This is a genomic window from Herbiconiux solani NBRC 106740 (assembly GCF_001571005.1).
Lineage (GTDB): Bacteria > Actinomycetota > Actinomycetes > Actinomycetales > Microbacteriaceae > Herbiconiux > Herbiconiux solani.
In genome coordinates this window covers 274,191-293,554 of sequence record NZ_BCST01000007.1, presented here as the reverse complement: position 1 = coordinate 293,554, position 19,364 = coordinate 274,191, and the positions used below count along the sequence as shown (strand labels likewise).

19 protein-coding genes are annotated in these 19,364 nt (G+C 68.8%); 1 reads left to right on the top strand and 18 read right to left on the bottom strand.

From position 1 onward, the window contains the following. Nucleotides 1-27: 27 nt before the first annotated feature. The 17 genes from HSO01S_RS14755 to hrcA form a co-directional block, all read right to left on the bottom strand. Nucleotides 28-699 carry a regulatory protein RecX gene (locus tag HSO01S_RS14755; protein WP_066042932.1) on the bottom strand — a complete coding sequence of 224 codons (672 nt, stop codon included), beginning with the start codon at nucleotides 697-699 and terminating at the stop codon, nucleotides 28-30. A 6-nt stretch (nucleotides 700-705) separates the two neighbouring features. Next, on the bottom strand, nucleotides 706-1,803 hold the full coding sequence (gene recA / locus HSO01S_RS14750; RefSeq protein ID WP_066042930.1) for a recombinase RecA: 1,098 nt from the start codon (nucleotides 1,801-1,803) through the stop codon (nucleotides 706-708). A 306-nt stretch (nucleotides 1,804-2,109) separates the two neighbouring features. Then, on the bottom strand, nucleotides 2,110-2,337 hold the full coding sequence (locus HSO01S_RS18400; protein ID WP_084361705.1) for a DUF3046 domain-containing protein: 228 nt from the start codon (nucleotides 2,335-2,337) through the stop codon (nucleotides 2,110-2,112). Nucleotides 2,338-2,339: 2 nt separating this feature from the next. Further along, complete coding sequence (locus HSO01S_RS14745; protein ID WP_066042928.1) at nucleotides 2,340-2,648, bottom strand: helix-turn-helix domain-containing protein; 309 nt, start codon at nucleotides 2,646-2,648, stop codon at nucleotides 2,340-2,342. Nucleotides 2,649-2,804: 156 nt separating this feature from the next. Then, nucleotides 2,805-3,341, bottom strand: coding sequence for a CinA family protein (locus tag HSO01S_RS14740; RefSeq protein WP_066042926.1), 537 nt, complete (start codon nucleotides 3,339-3,341; stop codon nucleotides 2,805-2,807). Further along, entirely contained in the window at nucleotides 3,341-3,955 is a 615-nt protein-coding gene (gene pgsA / locus HSO01S_RS14735) for a CDP-diacylglycerol--glycerol-3-phosphate 3-phosphatidyltransferase (RefSeq protein ID WP_084361704.1), read from the bottom strand. The genes HSO01S_RS14740 and pgsA overlap by 1 nt, the downstream gene beginning before the upstream one ends. A gap of 3 nt (nucleotides 3,956-3,958) precedes the next feature. Further along, entirely contained in the window at nucleotides 3,959-6,862 is a 2,904-nt protein-coding gene (locus HSO01S_RS14730; RefSeq protein WP_066042924.1) for an FtsK/SpoIIIE family DNA translocase, read from the bottom strand. Nucleotides 6,863-7,237: 375 nt separating this feature from the next. Further along, nucleotides 7,238-8,914 (bottom strand): ribonuclease J, encoded by a 1,677-nt coding sequence (locus tag HSO01S_RS14725; protein ID WP_066042922.1) that lies wholly within the window; start codon nucleotides 8,912-8,914, stop codon nucleotides 7,238-7,240. A 103-nt stretch (nucleotides 8,915-9,017) separates the two neighbouring features. Then, nucleotides 9,018-9,995, bottom strand: coding sequence for a 4-hydroxy-tetrahydrodipicolinate synthase (gene dapA / locus HSO01S_RS14720; protein ID WP_066042920.1), 978 nt, complete (start codon nucleotides 9,993-9,995; stop codon nucleotides 9,018-9,020). A 46-nt stretch (nucleotides 9,996-10,041) separates the two neighbouring features. After that, nucleotides 10,042-10,992 carry a GTPase Era gene (era, locus tag HSO01S_RS14715; RefSeq protein ID WP_084361703.1) on the bottom strand — a complete coding sequence of 317 codons (951 nt, stop codon included), beginning with the start codon at nucleotides 10,990-10,992 and terminating at the stop codon, nucleotides 10,042-10,044. After that, complete coding sequence (locus HSO01S_RS14710) at nucleotides 10,989-12,308, bottom strand: hemolysin family protein (RefSeq protein ID WP_066042918.1); 1,320 nt, start codon at nucleotides 12,306-12,308, stop codon at nucleotides 10,989-10,991. The genes era and HSO01S_RS14710 overlap by 4 nt, the downstream gene beginning before the upstream one ends. After that, nucleotides 12,305-12,769, bottom strand: coding sequence for an rRNA maturation RNase YbeY (gene ybeY / locus HSO01S_RS14705; RefSeq protein ID WP_066042916.1), 465 nt, complete (start codon nucleotides 12,767-12,769; stop codon nucleotides 12,305-12,307). Before ybeY ends, HSO01S_RS14710 begins: the two co-directional genes overlap by 4 nt. Before the next feature lie 13 nt (nucleotides 12,770-12,782). Then, a complete protein-coding gene (locus HSO01S_RS14700; protein WP_084361718.1) occupies nucleotides 12,783-13,778 on the bottom strand; it encodes a PhoH family protein in 996 nt (331 codons plus the stop codon). A 99-nt stretch (nucleotides 13,779-13,877) separates the two neighbouring features. Continuing rightward, a complete protein-coding gene (locus tag HSO01S_RS14695) occupies nucleotides 13,878-14,222 on the bottom strand; it encodes a histidine triad nucleotide-binding protein (protein WP_066042914.1) in 345 nt (114 codons plus the stop codon). 65 nt (nucleotides 14,223-14,287) lie between these two features. Then, nucleotides 14,288-15,040, bottom strand: coding sequence for a 16S rRNA (uracil(1498)-N(3))-methyltransferase (locus tag HSO01S_RS14690; RefSeq protein ID WP_066042912.1), 753 nt, complete (start codon nucleotides 15,038-15,040; stop codon nucleotides 14,288-14,290). Between the two features lie 7 nt (nucleotides 15,041-15,047). Then, the gene (gene dnaJ / locus HSO01S_RS14685; protein WP_066042910.1) at nucleotides 15,048-16,157 is read right to left on the bottom strand and encodes a molecular chaperone DnaJ; all 1,110 of its coding nucleotides are present in this window, start codon (nucleotides 16,155-16,157) and stop codon (nucleotides 15,048-15,050) included. 87 nt (nucleotides 16,158-16,244) lie between these two features. Next, the gene (hrcA, locus tag HSO01S_RS14680; protein ID WP_066042908.1) at nucleotides 16,245-17,279 is read right to left on the bottom strand and encodes a heat-inducible transcriptional repressor HrcA; all 1,035 of its coding nucleotides are present in this window, start codon (nucleotides 17,277-17,279) and stop codon (nucleotides 16,245-16,247) included. Between the two features lie 182 nt (nucleotides 17,280-17,461). On the opposite strand from hrcA, the gene HSO01S_RS14675 reads away from it, so the two are divergent. Continuing rightward, entirely contained in the window at nucleotides 17,462-18,016 is a 555-nt protein-coding gene (locus HSO01S_RS14675) for a DUF4870 domain-containing protein (protein WP_066042906.1), read from the top strand. A 127-nt stretch (nucleotides 18,017-18,143) separates the two neighbouring features. Here HSO01S_RS14675 and hemW read toward each other — a convergent pair whose 3' ends face one another. Then, nucleotides 18,144-19,364 (bottom strand): radical SAM family heme chaperone HemW, encoded by a 1,221-nt coding sequence (hemW, locus tag HSO01S_RS14670; RefSeq protein WP_066042904.1) that lies wholly within the window; start codon nucleotides 19,362-19,364, stop codon nucleotides 18,144-18,146.

Here is a 19,364-nt window from a genome sequence, read left to right as displayed (position 1 = left end):
CCGATCGGGACCGAGACCGAGAATGGCTCAGCGGAAGCGCGGGCCCCCGGGCGACCGACGCCCGGCCATCGCGCGCCGAGTCGCCTCGCGCACCACGCTCGAACCGAAGCCGCGGCGGCTGAGGAAGCCCATCAACCGACGTTCCACCGTCGTGTCGTCGTACGACGACAGCTGCCCGACCCGCTTGACGGCGGCCTCGAGCGCGAGCTCGAACTCGTGGTCGTCGTCGAGCTGCTCGAGCGCCGCGGTCACCGTCTCGTGCGGGATCTTGCGTGCGTTGAGCTCACGCGCGATCGCTCCGCGGCTCTTGTGGTTGCGGTCGCTCATCCGCTCGACGAGCGTGTCGGCGAGAGCGACGTCGTTGAGATAGCCGAGCTCTTCGTACCGGGCCACCAGCGTCTCGGCCTCGTCGGCCGACGCGCCCTGGGCCACCAGGAGCTCATGCGTCTCTCCCTTGGAGAGCTGCCGACGCCCGAGCGCCCTGACGACCGTGTCGCTGACGCGCTCGAGCCGCTCTTCGTCGCTGACCTGCTCCTCGACCGGGAGCGCCAGCACCTCGGCCGTCGGCTCGTCCGACTCGGATTCCGACCCCGACCCCGCTCGGGCCAGGGCGGCCCGAGCGGCTTCAGCACCGGGCCCGGTGGACGGGTGCCGAGAACGACCCCGCCGCACCGAATCCAGACTGATGATGTCGTTCATGCGCTGTTAGGCGCCCTTCTTCGAGGCGATCTTCGGAGCGATCGACTCCACGTTGCCGCCCGCTGCCGTGGCAGCCGCCGCCGCAGAAGCCGCAGCCGCCGCACCGGCCTCGCCGATGCCGAGCTTCGCGAGGATCTTGTTCTCGATCTCGAGGGCGATATCGGGGTTCTCGGTCAGGAAGCGACGCGAGTTCTCCTTGCCCTGCCCGAGCTGGTCACCGTCGTAGGTGTACCAGGCACCGGACTTGCGCACGATCTCGTGCTCGACACCGAAGTCGATCAGGCTGCCCTCGCGGGAGATGCCGATGCCGTACAGGATGTCGAACTCGGCCTGCTTGAAGGGCGGCGCCATCTTGTTCTTGACGACCTTGACGCGCGTGCGGTTACCGACGGCCTCGGTGCCCTCCTTGAGGGTCTCGATACGGCGGATGTCGAGTCGGACGGAGGCGTAGAACTTGAGCGCCTTTCCACCGGCAGTGGTCTCGGGGCTGCCGAAGAACACACCGATCTTCTCGCGCAGCTGGTTGATGAAGATCATGGTGGTGTTGGTCTGGTTCAGACCACCCGTGAGCTTGCGGAGGGCCTGCGACATCAGGCGGGCCTGGAGACCCACGTGCGAGTCGCCCATCTCGCCCTCGATCTCCGCACGCGGCACGAGAGCCGCGACGGAGTCGATCACGATCAGGTCGATGGAGCCGGAGCGGACCAGCATGTCCGCGATCTCGAGCGCCTGCTCACCGGTGTCGGGCTGCGAGACGAGCAAGGAGTCGATGTCGACGCCGAGCTTCTTGGCGTACTCGGGGTCGAGCGCGTGCTCCGCGTCGATGAACGCCGCGATGCCGCCGGCACGCTGGGCGTTGGCGATGGCGTGCAGGGTGAGCGTCGTCTTACCCGAGGACTCCGGGCCGTAGATCTCGACGATGCGGCCGCGGGGAAGGCCTCCGATGCCGAGCGCGACATCCAATGCGATCGACCCGGTGGGGACGACCTCGACGGGCGCACGATCGTCGCTGCCGAGGCGCATGACGGAACCCTTGCCGAACTGTCGGTCGATCTGGGCGAGCGCGGTTTCCAGTGCTTTTTCGCGATTTGCGTCTGACGGCATCTCGGTCTCCTTCAATCAAGTGCGGCCTCTCGGCTCGCGATGGTGTGCCCACAGGCTGTCGTGTGCGTCCGATCTTCTGGCCGGCAACGACAGGGCGTTTCGGATTGGTCGAACAAGAACCACGGTAGAGACGACCCCCGACATCCGGTCAGGGCCCGCTTCATCTGTGGAGAACTTCTTCGAGTCTTCCGATGTGCAGGAGCCTACCCACATACGAAGGTATGTTCGACACCCCGGCGGCGTGTCGGCGGCAACCTGTCGGAGAAATGCAAGAAGCCCCCGGAGTCATCCAGGGGCTTCTCGTGTTCAGCTTCGGGGTTGGGCGGGAAGACCCGCTCCATGCCTGCGTGCCGGCGGGACATCCGCCGCCCGGCAGACCGCGAGCCACACCTCTCGCGGGGGGATGCCGGATCTCAACGCCTGTTCGGCCGTGAGGTCACCCAGATCGACGAGCACCAGATCGTTGGTCACCACCTGCCCGTAGGCGACTCCGAACTCGTCGGAGACGGCTTGCCGGAATTGGCTCAGCCGCACGCTCAGCGAGCGACGAGGTCGACGTCGAAGTCGGCCACGAACTCGTCGGGCACCGTGTCGGGGATCGGGTCGATGCCCTCGACCACGGCCAGGCGGTCGCCCACCTCGCGCATGATCACGGAGATCGGGGTGTCGAGCGCTTCTGCGACCGATGCGAGGATCTCGCTCGAGGCCTCTTTCTGGCCCCGCTCGACCTCGCTCAGGTAGCCGAGCGCAACACTCGCCTTGCTTGCCACTTGACGAAGGGTACGGCCCTTCTGCAGGCGGAAGTCCCGAAGCACGTCGCCGATTTCCTGACGAACTAGAATCATTGGACCCTCCTTGCGTTCCGTCACAGTCTTTTGAAGTGGCTTACGAACCGTTCTACACCATTGGTTCGTAGCAGAAACTCTAAACGACGGGGACTGGACATATCTTGTGAATGACACGAGATGTAACGTGATCGAAACGCGTGGCATTCCCGGTCATCAGGCTGCGATCAGACCGGCCAGCGCCTCGAGGGCGCGACGCACGACCTCGGCCCTCACCGCATCCCGATCCCCCGGGATCTCGAGGGCGATACTGCGCACCTGCTCGTCGATCGCGATGCCGACGAATGCCGTTCCCGGCGCCTGGCCGTCCTGCGGCCCAGGGCCGGCGACGCCAGTGGTCGAGAGGCCGATCCGTGCCGGTTCGCCGCGCACGGCGAGCACTCGGCGCACTCCCCCGGCCATCTGGACGGCGACATCCGGATGCACGGGGCCGTGCGCTGCGAGCACCTCCGCATCCACCCCCAGCACCGTGTGCTTGAGCTCGGTGTCGTAGGCGACCACGCCGCCCCGCAGCACGACGGAAGCCCCGGGCACCGCGACGAGTGCGGCGGTCAGGAGACCACCGGTGAGCGACTCGGCGACGGCGATCGTGCCGTGGCTCACCGTGAGCGACTCGACGATCCGCCGCGCGAGCTGCTCGGTGGTCGGCTGGGCGCCGGTGGGGTCTGATCCGATTGCCGCTTCGTCGGACATCAGGAGGCCGCCGGCTTGCGGTTCAGCCTCCAGGCCTGCACGAGGTAGTCGATGCCGGTGACGACGGTCAGGATGAGGGCCAGCGCCATGAACACGCCGTTGACCCAGTTGACCCAGTCGCCGAGGAGCATCGGGAACGGCAGCAGCGCGAGCGAGATCGCGACCGACTGCACCAGGGTCTTGAGCTTGCCGCCACGGGAGGCGGGGATGACCCGGTCGGACAGCTGCACGAAGCGCCAGACGGTGATGCCGACCTCGCGGACGAGGATCAGCACCGTGACCCACCACGGGAGTTCTCCGAGGATGGACAGGCCCACCAGGGCGGCTCCCGTCAGGACCTTGTCGGCGATGGGGTCGAGCAGCTTGCCGAGGTCGGTGACCAGGTTGCGGCTACGGGCGATGTGGCCGTCGATGCCGTCGGTCGCGATGGCCAGGATGAACAGGACCGCAGCTGCCCAGCGGAGCCATCCGTCGTCGCCGTTGTCGACCAGCAGCATGACGAAGAAGACCGGAGCCAACAGGATCCGGATGACCGTGATCGCGTTGGGGAGGTTCCAGTTGCTCGGCTTCGACACCGCGCCGTCGTTGTGATCCGTGCGATCGGTGCTGCTCACGCGCTACTCCCTGCCGGTCAGGCCCCAGGCGTCTTCGTCTGAATCGCCCTCCACCTCAGGGTACTGCTCGAGGTAGGCGTCCGGCGTCGACGGGTGGGCCGTGGAGGCCGAGGACACGGAGTTGGACGACACGGACGCGGACGACGCGGGAGCGGACGACGTGGACGGCGCCGAGGCGGACGGCGAGGACTCGCCCCGCAGCATCGCCAGCACCTCGGGCAGCTGCTCGGCCGTGACGAGCACGTCGCGGGCCTTCGACCCCTCCGAGGGGCCGACGATCTCGCGCGACTCCAGCAAGTCCATCAGACGGCCCGCCTTCGCGAAGCCGACTTTGAGCTTGCGCTGGAGCATCGAGGTCGACCCGAACTGCGTGTTGACCACGAGCTCGGCCGCCTGCAGCAGCACCTCGAGGTCGTCCCCGATGTCGGAGTCGATGTTCTTCTTCTCGGCGGTGACGGCGACGTCGTCGCGGTACTCCGGCCGCGCCTGACGGGTGACGTGCTCGACGACCTTCGCGATCTCGGGCTCGCTCACCCAGGCGCCCTGCACGCGGATCGACTTCGAGGAGCCCATGGGCAGGAAGAGCGCGTCGCCCTGGCCGATCAGCTTGTCGGCGCCCGGCTGGTCGAGGATGACCCGCGAGTCGGTGACGCTCGTCACGGCGAAGGCGAGGCGGGAGGGCACGTTCGCCTTGATCAGGCCCGTCACGACGTCGACCGACGGCCGCTGAGTGGCGAGCACCAGGTGGATGCCGGAGGCACGGGCGAGCTGGGTGATGCGCACGATCGAGTCTTCGACGTCTCTCGGGGCCACCATCATCAGGTCGGCGAGCTCGTCGACCACCACGAGGAGGTACGGGTAGGGCTTCAGCACGCGCTGCGAGGCCGGCGGCAGCTGGATCTCGTCGTTGATGACGGCCCGGTTGAAGTCGTCGATGTGACGGAAGCCGAAGCTCTCGAGGTCGTCGTACCTCATGTCCATCTCCTTCACCACCCACGACAGCGCCTCGGCCGCCTTCTTGGGGTTGGTGATGATGGGGGTGATGAGGTGGGGCACGCCCTGGTAGGCCGTGAGCTCGACGCGCTTGGGGTCGATCAGCACCATCCGCACCTCGCTCGGCTTGGCGCGCATGAGCACGCTCGTCACCATCGAGTTGATGAAGCTGGACTTTCCGGATCCGGTCGAACCGGCGACCAGGAGGTGGGGCATCTTGGCGAGGTTGGCGAGCACGAACTTGCCCTCGACGTCTTTGCCGACGCCGATCGTCATCGGGTGCGGGTCGTTCATCGCCTTCTGCGACCGGAGCACGTCACCGAGCGAGACGGTCTCGCGGTCGGTGTTCGGGATCTCGATGCCGATCGCGCTGCGGCCCGGGATGGGCGACAGGATGCGGACCTCGTTCGAGGCGACCGCGTAGGCGAGGTTCTTCGACAGCGCCGTGACGCGCTCGACCTTGACGCCCGGACCGAGCTCGATCTCGTAGCGGGTGACGGTCGGGCCGCGGGAGAAGCCGGTGACGGTGGCGTCGACGGAGAACTGGCTGAGCACGTCGGTGATCGAGCGCACGATGTCGTCGTTCACCGCGGAGCGCGCCTTGGACGGCTCGCCGACCGAGAGGCTCGTCACCGAGGGCAGGCGGTAGTTCGCGGGCTCGGAGGCGGGTGCGGGTTCGGCCATGCCGGCGACCTCGCCGGTGCCCGAGAGGTCGAGCGGCTCGTCCGGGATGGGGGTCGCGAAGGCGGGGAGCGCCTCAGTGCCGTCGTCGTCGAGGAGGCCGGTGGTCTGGCGGCGACCCGGCAGCACCTCGCCGGTGACGCGCTTGATCGCCTGCTCAGCGGCCTCCATGTCGTGGAGGAGCGAATCGCCGAAGTTCTCGGTCGACTCGATCTCGGCGGCACTTTCGAAGGGCGCGTCGGCCGCGGGCGTGCGGTCTTCGAGCCGCGGGGCCATCGGCGGGGTGTCGAACTCGGGGTCGACCTCGCGCTGGCTGGTGTTGCGGCGCCACCAGGGCAGCGCATCCGGAGTCTCGTCGTCGGCGTCGTCGAAGCCGTCGAGGGGGGTCTGGCCACCGTCTTTGGTCTTGGCGCCCTTGCGGCCGGATGCGGCCTGGGTGGTGGCCGCGCCCTTCTCGTCGGAGGCCGTCTCGGTCTCGTCGGGCGCGCCGAACAGGTAGGCATATAGCTCACGGAACCGGCGGCCGAGACGGTTCGGCGGGGTCTTCGTGATGATGAAGAGAGAGAGCACGACGAAGAAGATCATCACGATCGAGGCGCCGATCGGCGTGATCAGGGCGATCAGCGGGGCCGCGACGATCCAGCCCAGGATGCCGCCGGCCACGGCGAGGCCGTTGACCCCGTTCGCTGGGTCGGGGGCCGAGCCGAAGACGTGGCAGAGGCCCGAGACCGAGACCAGGAAGATCGCGAGGCCGATGCCGATGCGGCCGTTGTCGTGCACCGAGCTCGGATGCCGGAACAGCCAGATCGCGAGCAGCAGCAGGATGACGGGCAGCGCGTACGAGACGCGGCCGAACAGGCCGCCGAACGTGTAGGCGTTGATGTTCGCGGCGACCGAGTTGGAGGCGAGGAACCACTCGACCACGGCACCGGTCACGGCCAGCAGGAAGAACAGGAACGGGAGGCCGTCACGGCGCTCCTCTTTGGCGAGCTGCTCGGGGCCGAAGGCGCGGGCGGCGCCGCCGACGACGTGGGCGAGCCCGAGCCAGGCACGCGTGACGACGCCGGGGCCCTCCTCGGCGACCGGGTACTTCACGGTCTTCTGGGCGGCCGTGCCGCGCGCGGAGGAGGTGGTGGAACTGGTGCGCGCAGGGGTCTTCCGCGCACCGGCGGTCGACCCACGCGTCGCAGACGCCCCACGTGCGCGGGGCGTCGACTTGCTGCTGGTGGCCATGCAATCACGCTATCCGGAGCCGCTGACTCTGGGGGTTTGCCGCGCCGCTTGGTGCTGTGCCAGCTGCCGGGATGCGCGTGCTTCGCGCGCCTATCCCGGGATGCGCCGGTCCCTGCCCGGCGCAGCGCGACATGTTCGCGTGCGGTCGCTACCGCGGCCGCGCGCTCACCCTGGGTACACGAAAAAGGCCCGCAGCTTACGTTTCCGTCCCGAAAGTTCTGGGTGGGAGACGAAGCTGCGGGCCTTTTTCGACGACCCAGGGTGAGCGCGTCGCCGGGAGGTGCGACCGCAGGCCGCGCCTCACGACGGCACGCGAACATGTCGCCTGCGCCGCGCAAGGAGCGGCGCAGCAACGGACGCCCTTGGTGATCGAAGCTACGCTTCGATCACCAAGGGCACGATCATGGGACGACGGCGGTAGGAGGTGTTCACCCAGCGGCCGACCGTGCGACGGACGACCTGCTGCAGGGCGTAGGGCTCGCGGACGCCGTTCTGGGCGGCCTCGGCGAGGGCGGCGCTGATCTTGGGCTTGACCGCGTCGAAGACCTTCTCGTCTTCGGCGAAGCCCTTCGCGTGGATCTCGGGACCCACGACGATCTTGCCGGTCTGGGCCTCGACCACGACGATGATCGAGATGAAGCCTTCCTCGCCGAGGATCCGGCGGTCCTTGAGGTCGGCATCCGTGATCTCGCCGACGGTGGAGCCGTCGACGTAGACGTAGCCGAGGTCGTACTGCCCGACGACCTTCGCGGTGCCGTCGCGGAGGTCGATGACCGTGCCGTCCTCGGCGATGAAGGTGTGGTCGGCCGGGACGCCGGTCTCGATCGCCAGCTTCTGGTTGGCCACCAGGTGGCGGTACTCGCCGTGCACCGGCAGCACGTTCTTCGGCTTCAGGATGTTGTAGACGTAGAGCAGCTCGCCGGCCGCGGCGTGACCGGAGACGTGCACCTTGGCATTGCCCTTGTGCACGACGTTGGCGCCGAGCTTGGTCAGGCCGTTGATGATGCGGTAGACCGCGTTCTCGTTGCCCGGGATCAGGCTGGAGGCGAGGATGACGGTGTCGCCCGGGCCCACCTCGATCTGGTGCTCGAGGTTCACCATCCGCGAGAGCACGGCCATCGGCTCGCCCTGCGAACCGGTGGACATGTAGACGATCTTGTCGTCGGGGATGTCGCCGGCCTTCTTGAAGTCGACGAGCACGCCGTCCGGCACCTTGAGGTAGCCGAGGTCGGCGGCGATGCCCATGTTGCGCACCATCGACCGGCCGAGCAGCGCGACCCGGCGGCCGTTCGCGGCCGCCGCATCCAGGACCTGCTGCACACGGTGCACGTGGCTGGAGAAGCTCGCCACGATGACCCGACGGGGTGCACGCTCGATGACCGACTCGAGGACCGGGCCGATCTCCTTCTCGAGGGCGGTGAAGCCGGGGACGTCGGCGTTGGTCGAGTCGACCAGGAACAGGTCGACGCCCGCCTCGCCGAGGCGCGCGAAGGCGCGGAGGTCGGTGAGCCGGTCGTCCAGCGGCAGCTGGTCCATCTTGAAGTCGCCGGTGTGGAGCACGACGCCCGCGGGGGTCTTGATGGCGACCGCCAGCGCATCCGGGATCGAGTGGTTCACCGCGACGAACTCGCACTCGAACGGGCCGAGATTCTCGACCTGCCCCTCGGTGACGTCGAAGGTGTACGGCTTGATGCGGTGCTCTTTGAGCTTCGCCTCGACCAGCGCCAGCGTCAGCGCCGAACCGATCAGCGGGATGTCCCGGCGCAGGCGGAGCAGGTACGGGACCGCGCCGATGTGGTCTTCGTGGCCGTGCGTCAGCACGATGCCCACGATGTCCTCGAGGCGGTCGCGGACGATCGAGAAGTCGGGCAGGATCAGGTCGACACCGGGCTGGTTCTCTTCGGGGAAGAGCACTCCGCAGTCGACGATGAGCAGCTTGCCCTCGTACTCGAAGACGGTCATGTTGCGGCCGATCTCACCGAGACCGCCGACCGGGGTGATGCGGAGTGTGCCGTCTTCAAGAGCCGGCGGATCGAAAATGGGGCTGTTCATGGGCCCTCCTCATTCATGTGTTTCATCGTGCTGTGCGCGGCATCGTGCTCGCGCCGTGGCTGGTGGGGGCTCCCGTCGGGCCGGCCGGTCGCCCGCTGAGTGATCAGCGGGTGGTTCCGGCGACCTTCGGGAGGGCGCCGCCCGCGGCCGCGTTGCGGTCGGGGCGGAAGTTGCGGAAGTCGAGACCGTCGATCCCGGTGACGAGGTCGATCTCGTTCTCGATCTGGGCGGCTTCCCATTCCTCGGGGCCGACCAGGGGCAGCCGCACGCGGGGGCTGCCGATACGGCCGAGGCCGTGGAGGATGTACTTCGCCGCGACCGTGCCGGGCACGTGCGTCATGACGGCCCGGACGAGCGGTTCGAGCGACCGGTGCGCCGCGGTGGCCGTGGCGAGGTCGCCGGCGTTCACCGCGTCGACGATCGTGCGGTACGAGCCGGGAGCGACGTTGGCGGTGACCCCGATGAGGCCGGCCGCTCCGATCGCCATGTGCGGCAGCACGTTCGCGTCGTCGCCCGAGAAGTAGAGCAGGTCGGTCTGGTTGAGCACGCGGCTGACCTCGCTGAAGTCGCCCTTGGCGTCTTTGACGGCGAGGATGTTCGGGTGCTTCGCCAGGCGCAGGATCGTCTCGTACTTGATCGGCACGCCTGTGCGGCCCGGGATGTCGTAGAGGATGACGGGCAGTGCCGTCGAGTCCGCGATCATCCGGAAGTGGGTGAGGATGCCCGCCTGGGTGGGCTTGTTGTAGTACGGCGTGACGACGAGGTTGCCGTCGGCGCCGGCCTTCTCGCTCTGCCGGGCGAGCTGCATCGCGTGGGCGGTCTCGTTCGACCCGCCACCCGTGATGATCTTCGCGCGCCCCGCGGCGACCGACTTGCCGACCTCGACGAGCCGGATCTTCTCCGGGTCGGTGAGGGTGGATGTCTCGCCGGTGGTGCCGCTGACCACGATGCCGTCGGCGCCGTGGCTGATCAGGTCGTCGATCAGGGTCTCGACACCGGGCCAGTCGACCTCGCCGTCGGCGGTGAAGGGCGTGACCATGGCGACCAGGACCTGGCCGAACGGGTTCGAAGCGGTAGACACGACTACAGGCTATCGGTTCTGGCCTGCCGGGTTCTCGGAAGCCGGCTCAGAAGCCGAGCCGCCCGAGCAGCTTGGGGTCGCGCTGCCAGTCCTTCGCCACCTTGACCCGGATGTTGAGGTAGACCTGGCGGCCGAGCAGCGGCTCGATCTGCGCCCGCGCCCGCGAGCCCACCTCGCCCAGCCGGGAGCCCTTCGGGCCGAGGATGATGCCCTTCTGGCTGTCGCGCTCGACGAAGAGGTTCGCGTAGATCTCGACCAGGTCGCGATCCTCCCGCTCGGTCATGTCGTCGATCGTCACGGCGATCGAGTGCGGGAGCTCGTCGCGCACGCCCTCGAGCGCGGCCTCGCGGATGAGCTCCGAGATGCGCGACTCAAGGCCCTCGTCGGTGAACTGGTCGTCGGGGTACAGCCGCTCCGAGCGCGGCAGCAGGCGGATGAGCTCGCTGATCAGCACGTCGAGCTGGATGCTGCTGGTCGCCGAGACCGGGATCACGGTCTCCCAGTCGCGCAGTTCGGAGACCGCGAGCAGCTGCTCGCCGACCTGCTGCTTCGACGCCGAGTCGATCTTGGTGACGATCGCGATCTTCTTCGCGCCCGGGTACTGGTCGAGCTGGTCGTTGATGTAACGGTCGCCCGGGCCGAGCTTCTCGTTCGCGGGCAGGCAGAAGCCGATCACGTCGACGTCGCCGAGCGTGGACTGCACGAGGGAGTTCAGCCGCTCGCCGAGCAGGGTGCGCGGGCGGTGCATGCCGGGGGTGTCGACGACGATGACCTGGCCGGCCTCCTCGTGCACGATGCCGCGGATGGTCTGCCGCGTGGTCTGCGGCTTCGAGCTCGTGATCGCCACCTTCTCGCCGACGAGGGCGTTGGTGAGCGTGGACTTGCCGACGTTCGGCCGGCCGACGAAGGTCACGAAGCCCGCCCGGAAGTCGTCCGGGTCGACGCCCGAGGGCTCGACGCCCGCAGCCTCGATGCCGGGCTGGTCGTTGTCGGTCATGCCTTCTCCTTGGTGCCGATGATCCTGAGGGAACCGGTGTCGCTCGACTCGAGCACAGCATCCGGATCGCGCCGCACGAGCACGGTGACGACGCGCTTGCGCCGCCCGTCGACCCTATCGGCCGTGAGCTCGAGGCCCGAGACGCGGGCGACCGAACCCTCGACCGGCAGGCGGCCGAGCGACTTGGAGAGCAGGCCTCCGACGGAGTCGACGTCGTCGTCGTCGAGCTCGAGGTCGAACAGCTCGCCGAGCTCGTCGACCGGCAGGCGCGCGCTGACGCGGTAGGCGCCGTCGCCCTGGGGCTCGACCTCGACGACGTCGCGGTCGTACTCGTCCGAGATGTCTCCGACGAGCTCTTCGATCAGGTCTTCGAGGGTCACGAGCCCGGCGATGCCGCCGTATTCGTCGACGACCATCGCGAGGTGGTTCGACTCCAGCTGCATCTGGCGGAGCGTGTCGTCGACCTTCTTCGACTCGGGGATGAACAGCGGCGTCCGCGCGAGCGCGCTCACCGGCATCGTGTCGAGCGTCGCGGGCCGCTCGTAGCTCAGGCGGGCCGCATCACGCAGGTAGAGCACGCCCGAGATCTCGTCGACGTTGTCGTCGACCACGATCGGGATGCGCGAGACGCCCTTGCTGAGGAAGAGGCCGAGCCCGTGCCCCACGGTCTCGTCGTCGCCGATCGTCACCATGTCGGTGCGCGGGATCATCACCTCGCGCACCACGGTGTCGTTGAACTCGAGGATCGAGTGGATGAGCTCGCGGTCGTCTTCTTCGAGCACGTCGAGCTCGGTGGCCTCGTCGACCATGCTGAGCAGCTGCTCCTCCGACGAGAAGGCGCCCGAGCGCGGCCTTCCGGGCGTGACCCGGTTGCCGATCGCGACCAGGATGTTCGCCACCGGCCCCAGCACGACGCGCACCAGGTGCACCGCGACCGCGCTGTACCGGAGCACCGGCCGGGCGTGCACCCGCCCGACGCTGCGCGGGCTCGAGCCCACGAGCACGAAGCTCGCGGCCGTCATGACGACCGCCGAGACCAGCAGCGCGATCCAGAGCTCGCCGATCCAGGAGGCGAAGGTGATCGTGACGAGCACGGCCGCGGTCGTCTCGAACACCACGCGCGCGAAGTTGGCGGCGTTCAGGTGCGCCCCGAGATCCTGCGCGATCGCCCGGAGCGACTTCTTCGCCCTCGCGTGCTCGGCGAGCTCGAGGATGTCGCTGCGCGACAACGAGACCATCGCCGAGTCGACGGCCGCGAACAGGCCGCCGAGGGCGACCAGCACGACCGCCACGAGGAGGAAGAGGACGAACGTCATCTGCGGCGGCGCTCATCCATCGCGAAGCCCACGAGGATGTCGCGCTGCAGACCGAACATCTCGCGCTCCTCGTCGGGCTCGGCGTGGTCGAAGCCGAGCAGGTGCAGGATGCCGTGGGTCGTGAGGAGCAGCAGCTCTTCGAGCGTCGAGTGCCCGGCGGTCTGCGCCTGGGCCTCCGCGACCTGCGGGCAGAGCACGACGTCGCCGAGGAGGCCGGCCGGGGTCGGCGCGTCCTCGGTACCGGGCCGCAGCTCGTCCATCGGGAAGCTCAACACGTCGGTCGGGCCGGGCTCGTCCATCCACTGCACGTGGAGCTGCTCCATGGCGGCCTCGTCGACCAGCACGATCGCGAGCTCCGCATCCGGATGCACGTGCAGCTGGTCGAGCGCGTAGCTCGCGAGCCGCAGCAGAGCCGTCTCGTCCACCGGGATGGACGACTCGTTGTTCACTTCGATGCTCACGCGATCGTCCTGTTCATCGTTTGCTCCTGTTGTAGCGGCGATCGCGATCGCTCGTGGTGTCGTCGCCCCGGTACCCGGGGTTCTGCTTCTGCGCCATCTGCACCTGGTCGTACTTCGTGTACGCGTCGACGATCAGGCCCACCAGGGTGTGCCGGACGACGTCGGCGCTGGTGAGGGTGGCGAAGTGGATGTCGTCGAGCCGGTCGAGGATGCGCGACACGACCTGCAGACCGCTCGTGCCCGTCGGCAGGTCGACCTGCGTGATGTCGCCGGTGACCACCATCTTCGACCCGAAGCCCAGGCGGGTGAGGAACATCTTCATCTGCTCGGGCGTGGTGTTCTGCGCCTCGTCGAGCACGATGAACGAGTTGTTCAGCGTGCGACCGCGCATGTACGCGAGCGGCGCGACCTCGATCGTGCCGGCCGCGAGGAGCTTGGGCACGATCTCGGGGTCCATCATCTCGTTGAGCGCGTCGTAGAGCGGCCGGAGATAGGGGTCGATCTTGTCGGTGAGGGTGCCGGGGAGGTAGCCCAGCCGCTCCCCCGCCTCGACGGCCGGACGGGTCAGGATGATCCGCTCGACCTCCTTGCGCTGCAGGGCCTGCACGGCCTTCGCCATGGCGAGGTAGGTCTTGCCGGTACCGGCCGGGCCGATGCCGAAGACGATCGTGTTCTCGTCGATCGCGTCGACGTAGTCTTTCTGGCCGAGCGTCTTGGGGCGCACGCTCTTGCCGCGGGCGGTGACGATGGCCTGGCTGAGGAGCTCGGCCGGGCTCGTGCTGCGGTCGTTCTCGAGGATGCGCGCCGAGGTGGCGACCTCGGTCTGGGTGAGGTCGCGGCCGTCGCGCACCATCAGCAGCAGCTCTTCGACCAGGCGGCGCGCGGCGTCGACCTGATCGGGATCACCGGTGAGGGTGATGTCGTTGCCGCGGACGAGCACGGTGACGAGCGGGAACTGCTTCTCGACCGTGGTGAGCAGCCGGTCCTGAGGACCGAGCAGGCGCACCATCTCGATGCCGTCGATGTGCAGTCGCGCCTCGCCGGTCGGCTGGACGCCCTCGTTCGATGAGGAGGACAGGGGGGAGGTGGGTTCAGAGGATGCCAAGTGCTATTCCTTCAGACCGCCCGCGAGCACGTGGGCGTGCACGTGGAAGACGGTCTGCCCGGAGTTCTCTCCGGTGTTGAAGATGAGGCGGAAGTCTCCGTCAGCGAGCTCCTCGGCGAGGGACTTCGCTGTGGCGACGAGCTCCGCGAGGAGTTCGGGGTCGCCCGCGGCCAGTTCGACCACGTCGCGGTACTGCTCGGTCTTCGGAACGACCAGTACGTGCACCGGCGCCTTCGGTGCGACGTCTTCGAACGCGATCAGGCGGTCGTTCTCTCGCAGGATGGTCGCCGGGATCTCGCGCGCGACGATCCTGCTGAAGATCGAGGGCGCCGGGGATTCGTGAGACATGACTCCATCTTACTTTTCGCCACCGACGTTCGAAGGGGCTGGACGCCCGGGGATCCGCCGGTTCGCTACCAGCGTTCGAGCAGCACGTTCAGCACGGCGAGGGCGGCCGGCCCCGCGGTCGAGGTGCGGAGCACCTCCGGGCCGAGGCGCACCGTCTCGGCACCCGCCTCGGTCAGCAGCTCGAGCTCGCGCGGCGAGATGCCGCCTTCGGGACCGACGACCAGCACGATCGGCCGCGAGTCGTCGCCGTAGGCGCCCGCGACGTCGACCTCCGTGAGCCGCGTCTCGGCGCTCGGCTCGAGCACGAGCATCCGCACCCCCGTCACCCGCTCGGCGAGCTCCTTGGTCGATTCGAGGTCGCCGACGACCGGGACGAAGGGCCGGATCGACTGCTTGGCCGCCTCACGCACGATGCTCCGCCAGCGCTCGACGCCCTTCTGCTCCTTGGGGCCCGTCCACCGCGAGACCGAGCGCTCGGCCTGCCACGGCACGACGGCGCCGACCCCGAGCTCGGTGGCGGCCTGGATGGCGAGCTCGTCGCGGTCGCCCTTCGCGAGGGCCTGCACGAGCGTGATCAGGGGCGCGGGTTCGGGATGCACGTCGACGGCGTCCACGAGCAGCTCGAGTTCGCGCGCCTCGGCCTTCACCACGATCCCGCGCACGACGAGGCCGCGGCCGTCGCCGATCGCGGTGTGCTCGCCGACGCGCATCCGGTTCACCGTCGCCGCGTGGCGCGCCTCGTCGCCGTCGAGAGCCACCACGTCGCCGACGTCGTGCGGGACGACAGCGAGGTCGTCACGGAGGAAGAGGGAGCTCACCCGGGGCTCAGACGTTGAGGAACCGGTCGCGGAGCTTCGCGAACAGGCCCTGCTGGAACTGACCGAGCGAAGGGGCCGGGTACTTGTGCGCCCCCGCGAGCTGCTTCATCAGTTCCTTCTGCTTGTGGTCGAGCTTGGTGGGCGTGACCACCTGGATGCCGACCCGCAGGTCGCCGCGGCCGTTGCCCCGCAGGTGCGTGATGCCGCGACCCTTGACCGTGAGCACCTCGGCGCTCTGGGTGCCGGGCTTCAGCTCGAGCTCGATGTCGCCGTCGAGGGCCTTGATCGTGGTCGTGGTGCCGAGCACCGCATCCCACATCTGCACCTCGAGGGTGCAGAGCAGGTCGTCTTCGTTGCGGGAGAAGATGTCGTGGTGGCGCACCTTCATCTCGAGGTAGACGTCGCCCTGGGGGCCGCCGGCGGGGCCGACCTCACCCTGACCGGGCAGCTGGAGACGGAGGCCGGTGTCGACGCCGGCGGGGATGTCGACCGGGATGGTGCGGCGGGCGCGGACGCGGCCCTGGCCCTGGCAGGTGGGGCACGGGTTCGGGATGACGGTGCCGTAGCCGCGGCAGGTGCCGCAGGGGGCGCTGGTCACGACATTGCCGAGCAGCGACCGCACGGTGCGCTGGATCGATCCGCTGCCGTGGCAGATGTCGCAGGTCACGGGCGAGGTGCCGGGCTGGCAGCACGAACCGTTGCAGGTCTCGCAGAGCACGGCCGTGTCGACCTCGAGGTCGCGGTGGGCGCCGAAGATGACCTCGCCGAGGTCGATCTCGACTCGGAGCAGCGCATCCTGACCCCGCTCGGCGCGGGACTTGGGGCCGCGCTGGCCGCCGCCCTGCCCGCCGAAGAAGGTCTCGAAGATGTCGCCGAAGCCGCCGAACCCGCCGGCGGCACCGCCGAAGCCCTGCTGCGGGCCGCGGTCGTAGTCGCGGCGCTGCCCGGGATCGCTCAGCACGTCGTAGGCGTGCGTGACCTGCTTGAACTTCTCCTGCGCATCCGGGCTGGGGTTGACGTCGGGGTGCAGTTCGCGCGCCAGGCGCCGGTAGGCCTTCTTGATCTCCTCGGGGGTCGCCTCGCGGGAGACACCGAGCACGTCGTAATGGTCAGCCACGCTGGGCTTCTCCTTCGTTCGAGTTCGAGTTCATTCGATCGTTCGTGGTTCGGGTGGGTCGGAGCGGTGCGGTCGTCGGCTCGGGCCTCAGACCGCGCTGCCCGATTCCCCGAGAGAGCGGGAGAGGTACCGCGCGACGGCGCGGACCGCTGAGATGTTGCTGGAGTAGTCCATCCGGGTCGGGCCGAGCACGCCCAAGCGGGAGACGGCGCTGCCGACACCCGTGTACCCGCTGGCGAGGATTGAGGTCTCGCCGAGGCCGAAGGATTCGTTCTCGCGGCCGATCGAGACGGTGACGCCGCGCTGGTCGGCCTCCATCTCGCTGAACAGCCGGAGCAGCACGACCTGCTCCTCGACCGCTTCGAGCACGGGGAGGATGCTGCCGTGGAAGTCGTCCTCGGTGCGGACCAGGTTGGCCGCGCCCGCGATCAGCAGTTTCTCTTGCCGGTTCGCCGTGACCTGCTCGTGCAGGGTCGCCGCGACCGCGGAGGCCACCGGAGCCGACTCGGCCGGGAAACGGTCGGCGACACCCTCGAGCGCGGTGGCCGCCTCGAGCAGCCCGAGACCGGAGACCGCCTCGTTGAAGCGCTGGCGCAGGTCGCTGATCAGCTTGTCGTCGAGATCGGAGGGCACGTCGACGACGCGCTGCTCGACGTGGCCGTTGTCGGTGATGATCACGGTCAGGAGCTTCCGCGGCGCGAGCGCGACCAGTTCGACGTGCCGCACCTTCGCCTGCGAGCGCAGCGGGTACTGCACCAGCGCGACCTGCCGGGTCAGCTGCGAGAGCAGCCGCACGGTGCGTGCCAGCACGTCGTCGACGTCGACCGAGGAGCCGAGGAAGGTCTCGATCGCGTGACGCTGCGCTGAGGAGAGCGGCCGGAGGTCGGAGAGGTGGTCGACGAAAAGGCGGTAGCCCTTGTCGGTCGGCACCCGGCCCGAGGAGGTGTGCGGAGCGGTGATCAGCTCCTCCTCCTCCAGCAGCGCCATGTCGTTGCGGATGGTGGCGGCGGAGACGCCGAAGGAGTGGCGTTCGGCGATGCTCTTCGAGCCGACGGGCTCGCGGGAGGCCACGTAGTCCTGCACGATCACCCTCAGCACTTCGAGACTGCGGTCCGAGACCATAGGACGCACCCTCCTTCCGAGCCGAGGGCTGCGCATTGGCACTCACGCAGCCTGAGTGCCAATTATATCTCTGATCGGGGCGGGCGGGTTCCGAACACCCTGGGGAGATGATTGCCGCCCCATCACGCCGGGCGCTATCCTGCCACCTGTAAGAACGCCCAACGTCTGAAAGGCGCGAGACAATGACCGACCCCAACGCAACACCGCCGTACGACCCGGCCTCCGGGCAGCCGACGCCGCCGCAGCAGGGGCAGCCGACTCCGCCTCCGGGATACCAGGCTCCTCCGCCCGGGTACCAGGCGCCGCCCCCGGGCTACCAGCAGCCGGGCTACCAGCAGCCTGGGTACCAGCAGCAGCCCGGCTACCAGCCCACGGCCGGGGCGGCTCCGCTGACCCAGGCCGAGGACAAGCAGTGGGCCATGTGGTCGCACATCGGCGGCGTGCTGTTCGTGCTCCCGCCGCTGATCATCTGGCTGGTCTTCAAGGACCGCGGTCCCCTGACCAACCAGGAGGGCAAGGAGTCCCTGAACTTCCAGATCACCATGGCGATCATCTGGGTGGCCTACTCGATCATCAACGTGATCCTGGGCTTCATCCCGATCGTCGGCTTCATCATCGGCACGCTGCTCTGGCTGGCCCTGCTTGCCGTGCAGATCGCGTTCCCGATCATCGGTGGAGTGAAGGTGAACAACGGCGGCACGTACCGCTACCCGTTCAACTTCCGGTTCATCAAGTAGGTAACCGAGACCGTCGAAGAGCGACGGTCGAGGGTTTCCCCTCCCGCCGCCTTCGCGCACAGCGCGACCGAAGGCGGGAGGGGAAACCCTCGGCCGTCGCTCTGGCGTTAAGCCAGGACTGCGGGCCTCAGGTGAGGCGGCGCACGACCGTGTCGGCCATCAGCCGGCCGCGCAGGGTGAGGTCGAGGGTGCCGCGGACCGCCGCCGGGCCGTCGACGAGGCCCTCGGCGATGAGGCCGGCGACTTCGCGGCGGGCCTCCGGGGCGAGCGAGCGGATGCGCAACCGGTCGCGCACGCGGCTCTCCAGCAGGATGCGCTCCAGCTCCCGGGTCGGGTCGTCGATGGTCTCGCGGCCGGCGGCGGGCGACTCCCCCGCCGCGATGCGCTGCGCGTACGCCGCGGGGTGCTTCACGTTCCACCAGCGGGTGTCGCCGACGTAGCTGTGCGAACCCGGACCGATCCCCCACCAGTCGTTGCCGACCCAGTAGCCGAGGTTGTGCCGGGAGCGGGTCGCCGCATCCTTCGACCAGTTGCTGACCTCGTACCACTCGTAGCCCGCCGCACCGAGTGTCTGATCGGCCAGCTCGTACATGTCGGCCTGCAGGTCGTCCGAGGGGGCGGCGAGTGCACCGGAGCGGATCTGGCGGGCGAGCTTCGTGCCGTCCTCGACGATCAGCGCGTAGGCCGAGATGTGGCCGGGGTCGTTCGCGACGGCGGTGTCGAGCGAGCGCTTCCAGTCGTCGAGGGTCTCGCCCGGGGTGCCGTAGATGAGGTCGAGGCTCACCTGGAGCCCGGCATCCTTCGCCCAGCCGACCACATCCGGGATGCGGGCCGGGTCGTGCGTGCGCTCGAGCGTGGCGAGCACACTTGGCACCGCGGACTGCATGCCGAAGCTCACCCGGGTGAAGCCGGCGTCGGCCAGCGCCTGCAGGTACTCGGCGTCGACGGAGTCGGGGTTGGCCTCGGTCGTGATCTCGGCATCCGGAGCGAAGCCCCACTCGTCGCGGGCCGCGCCCAGCATGGCCGTCAGCTGCGCCGCCGGGAGGAGCGTCGGCGTGCCGCCGCCGAAGAACACGGTCGACAGCGAGCGGGGCGCGACTCCGGAGGCGGCGAGCACGCCGCCCGCGAACCGCATCTCGGCGACCGCCTGCGAGGCGTAGTCGGACTGCTTGACCCCACGCAGCTCGGTGGCCGTGTAGGTGTTGAAGTCGCAGTAGCCGCAGCGCACCCGGCAGAACGGCACGTGCACGTAGAGGCTCAGGTCGCGCTCGGCCGAGCGGAGGGCGCCGTCGATCGGCAGCAGGCCGTCGGAGGGCGCGGGATCGCCGAGGGGAAGAACGGAGGGCAC

Bases quoted from the DNA above. Each gene is read 5' to 3' on its own strand.
- HSO01S_RS14730 (WP_066042924.1), bottom strand. From the start codon at position 6,862: ATGGCCACCAGCAGCAAGTCGACGCCCCGCGCACGTGGGGCGTCTGCG.
- HSO01S_RS14710 (WP_066042918.1), bottom strand. From the start codon at position 12,308: ATGACGTTCGTCCTCTTCCTCCTCGTGGCGGTCGTGCTGGTCGCCCTC.
- era (WP_084361703.1), bottom strand. From the start codon at position 10,992: ATGACCGACAACGACCAGCCCGGCATCGAGGCTGCGGGCGTCGAGCCC.
- HSO01S_RS14740 (WP_066042926.1), bottom strand. From the start codon at position 3,341: ATGTCCGACGAAGCGGCAATCGGATCAGACCCCACCGGCGCCCAGCCG.
- recA (WP_066042930.1), bottom strand. From the start codon at position 1,803: ATGCCGTCAGACGCAAATCGCGAAAAAGCACTGGAAACCGCGCTCGCC.
- HSO01S_RS14700 (WP_084361718.1), bottom strand. From the start codon at position 13,778: ATGGTGCGCCTGCTCGGTCCTCAGGACCGGCTGCTCACCACGGTCGAG.
- HSO01S_RS14725 (WP_066042922.1), bottom strand. From the start codon at position 8,914: ATGAACAGCCCCATTTTCGATCCGCCGGCTCTTGAAGACGGCACACTC.
- HSO01S_RS14745 (WP_066042928.1), bottom strand. From the start codon at position 2,648: ATGATTCTAGTTCGTCAGGAAATCGGCGACGTGCTTCGGGACTTCCGC.
- HSO01S_RS14755 (WP_066042932.1), bottom strand. From the start codon at position 699: ATGAACGACATCATCAGTCTGGATTCGGTGCGGCGGGGTCGTTCTCGG.
- hrcA (WP_066042908.1), bottom strand. From the start codon at position 17,279: ATGGTCTCGGACCGCAGTCTCGAAGTGCTGAGGGTGATCGTGCAGGAC.
- HSO01S_RS14675 (WP_066042906.1), top strand. From the start codon at position 17,462: ATGACCGACCCCAACGCAACACCGCCGTACGACCCGGCCTCCGGGCAG.
- HSO01S_RS14695 (WP_066042914.1), bottom strand. From the start codon at position 14,222: ATGTCTCACGAATCCCCGGCGCCCTCGATCTTCAGCAGGATCGTCGCG.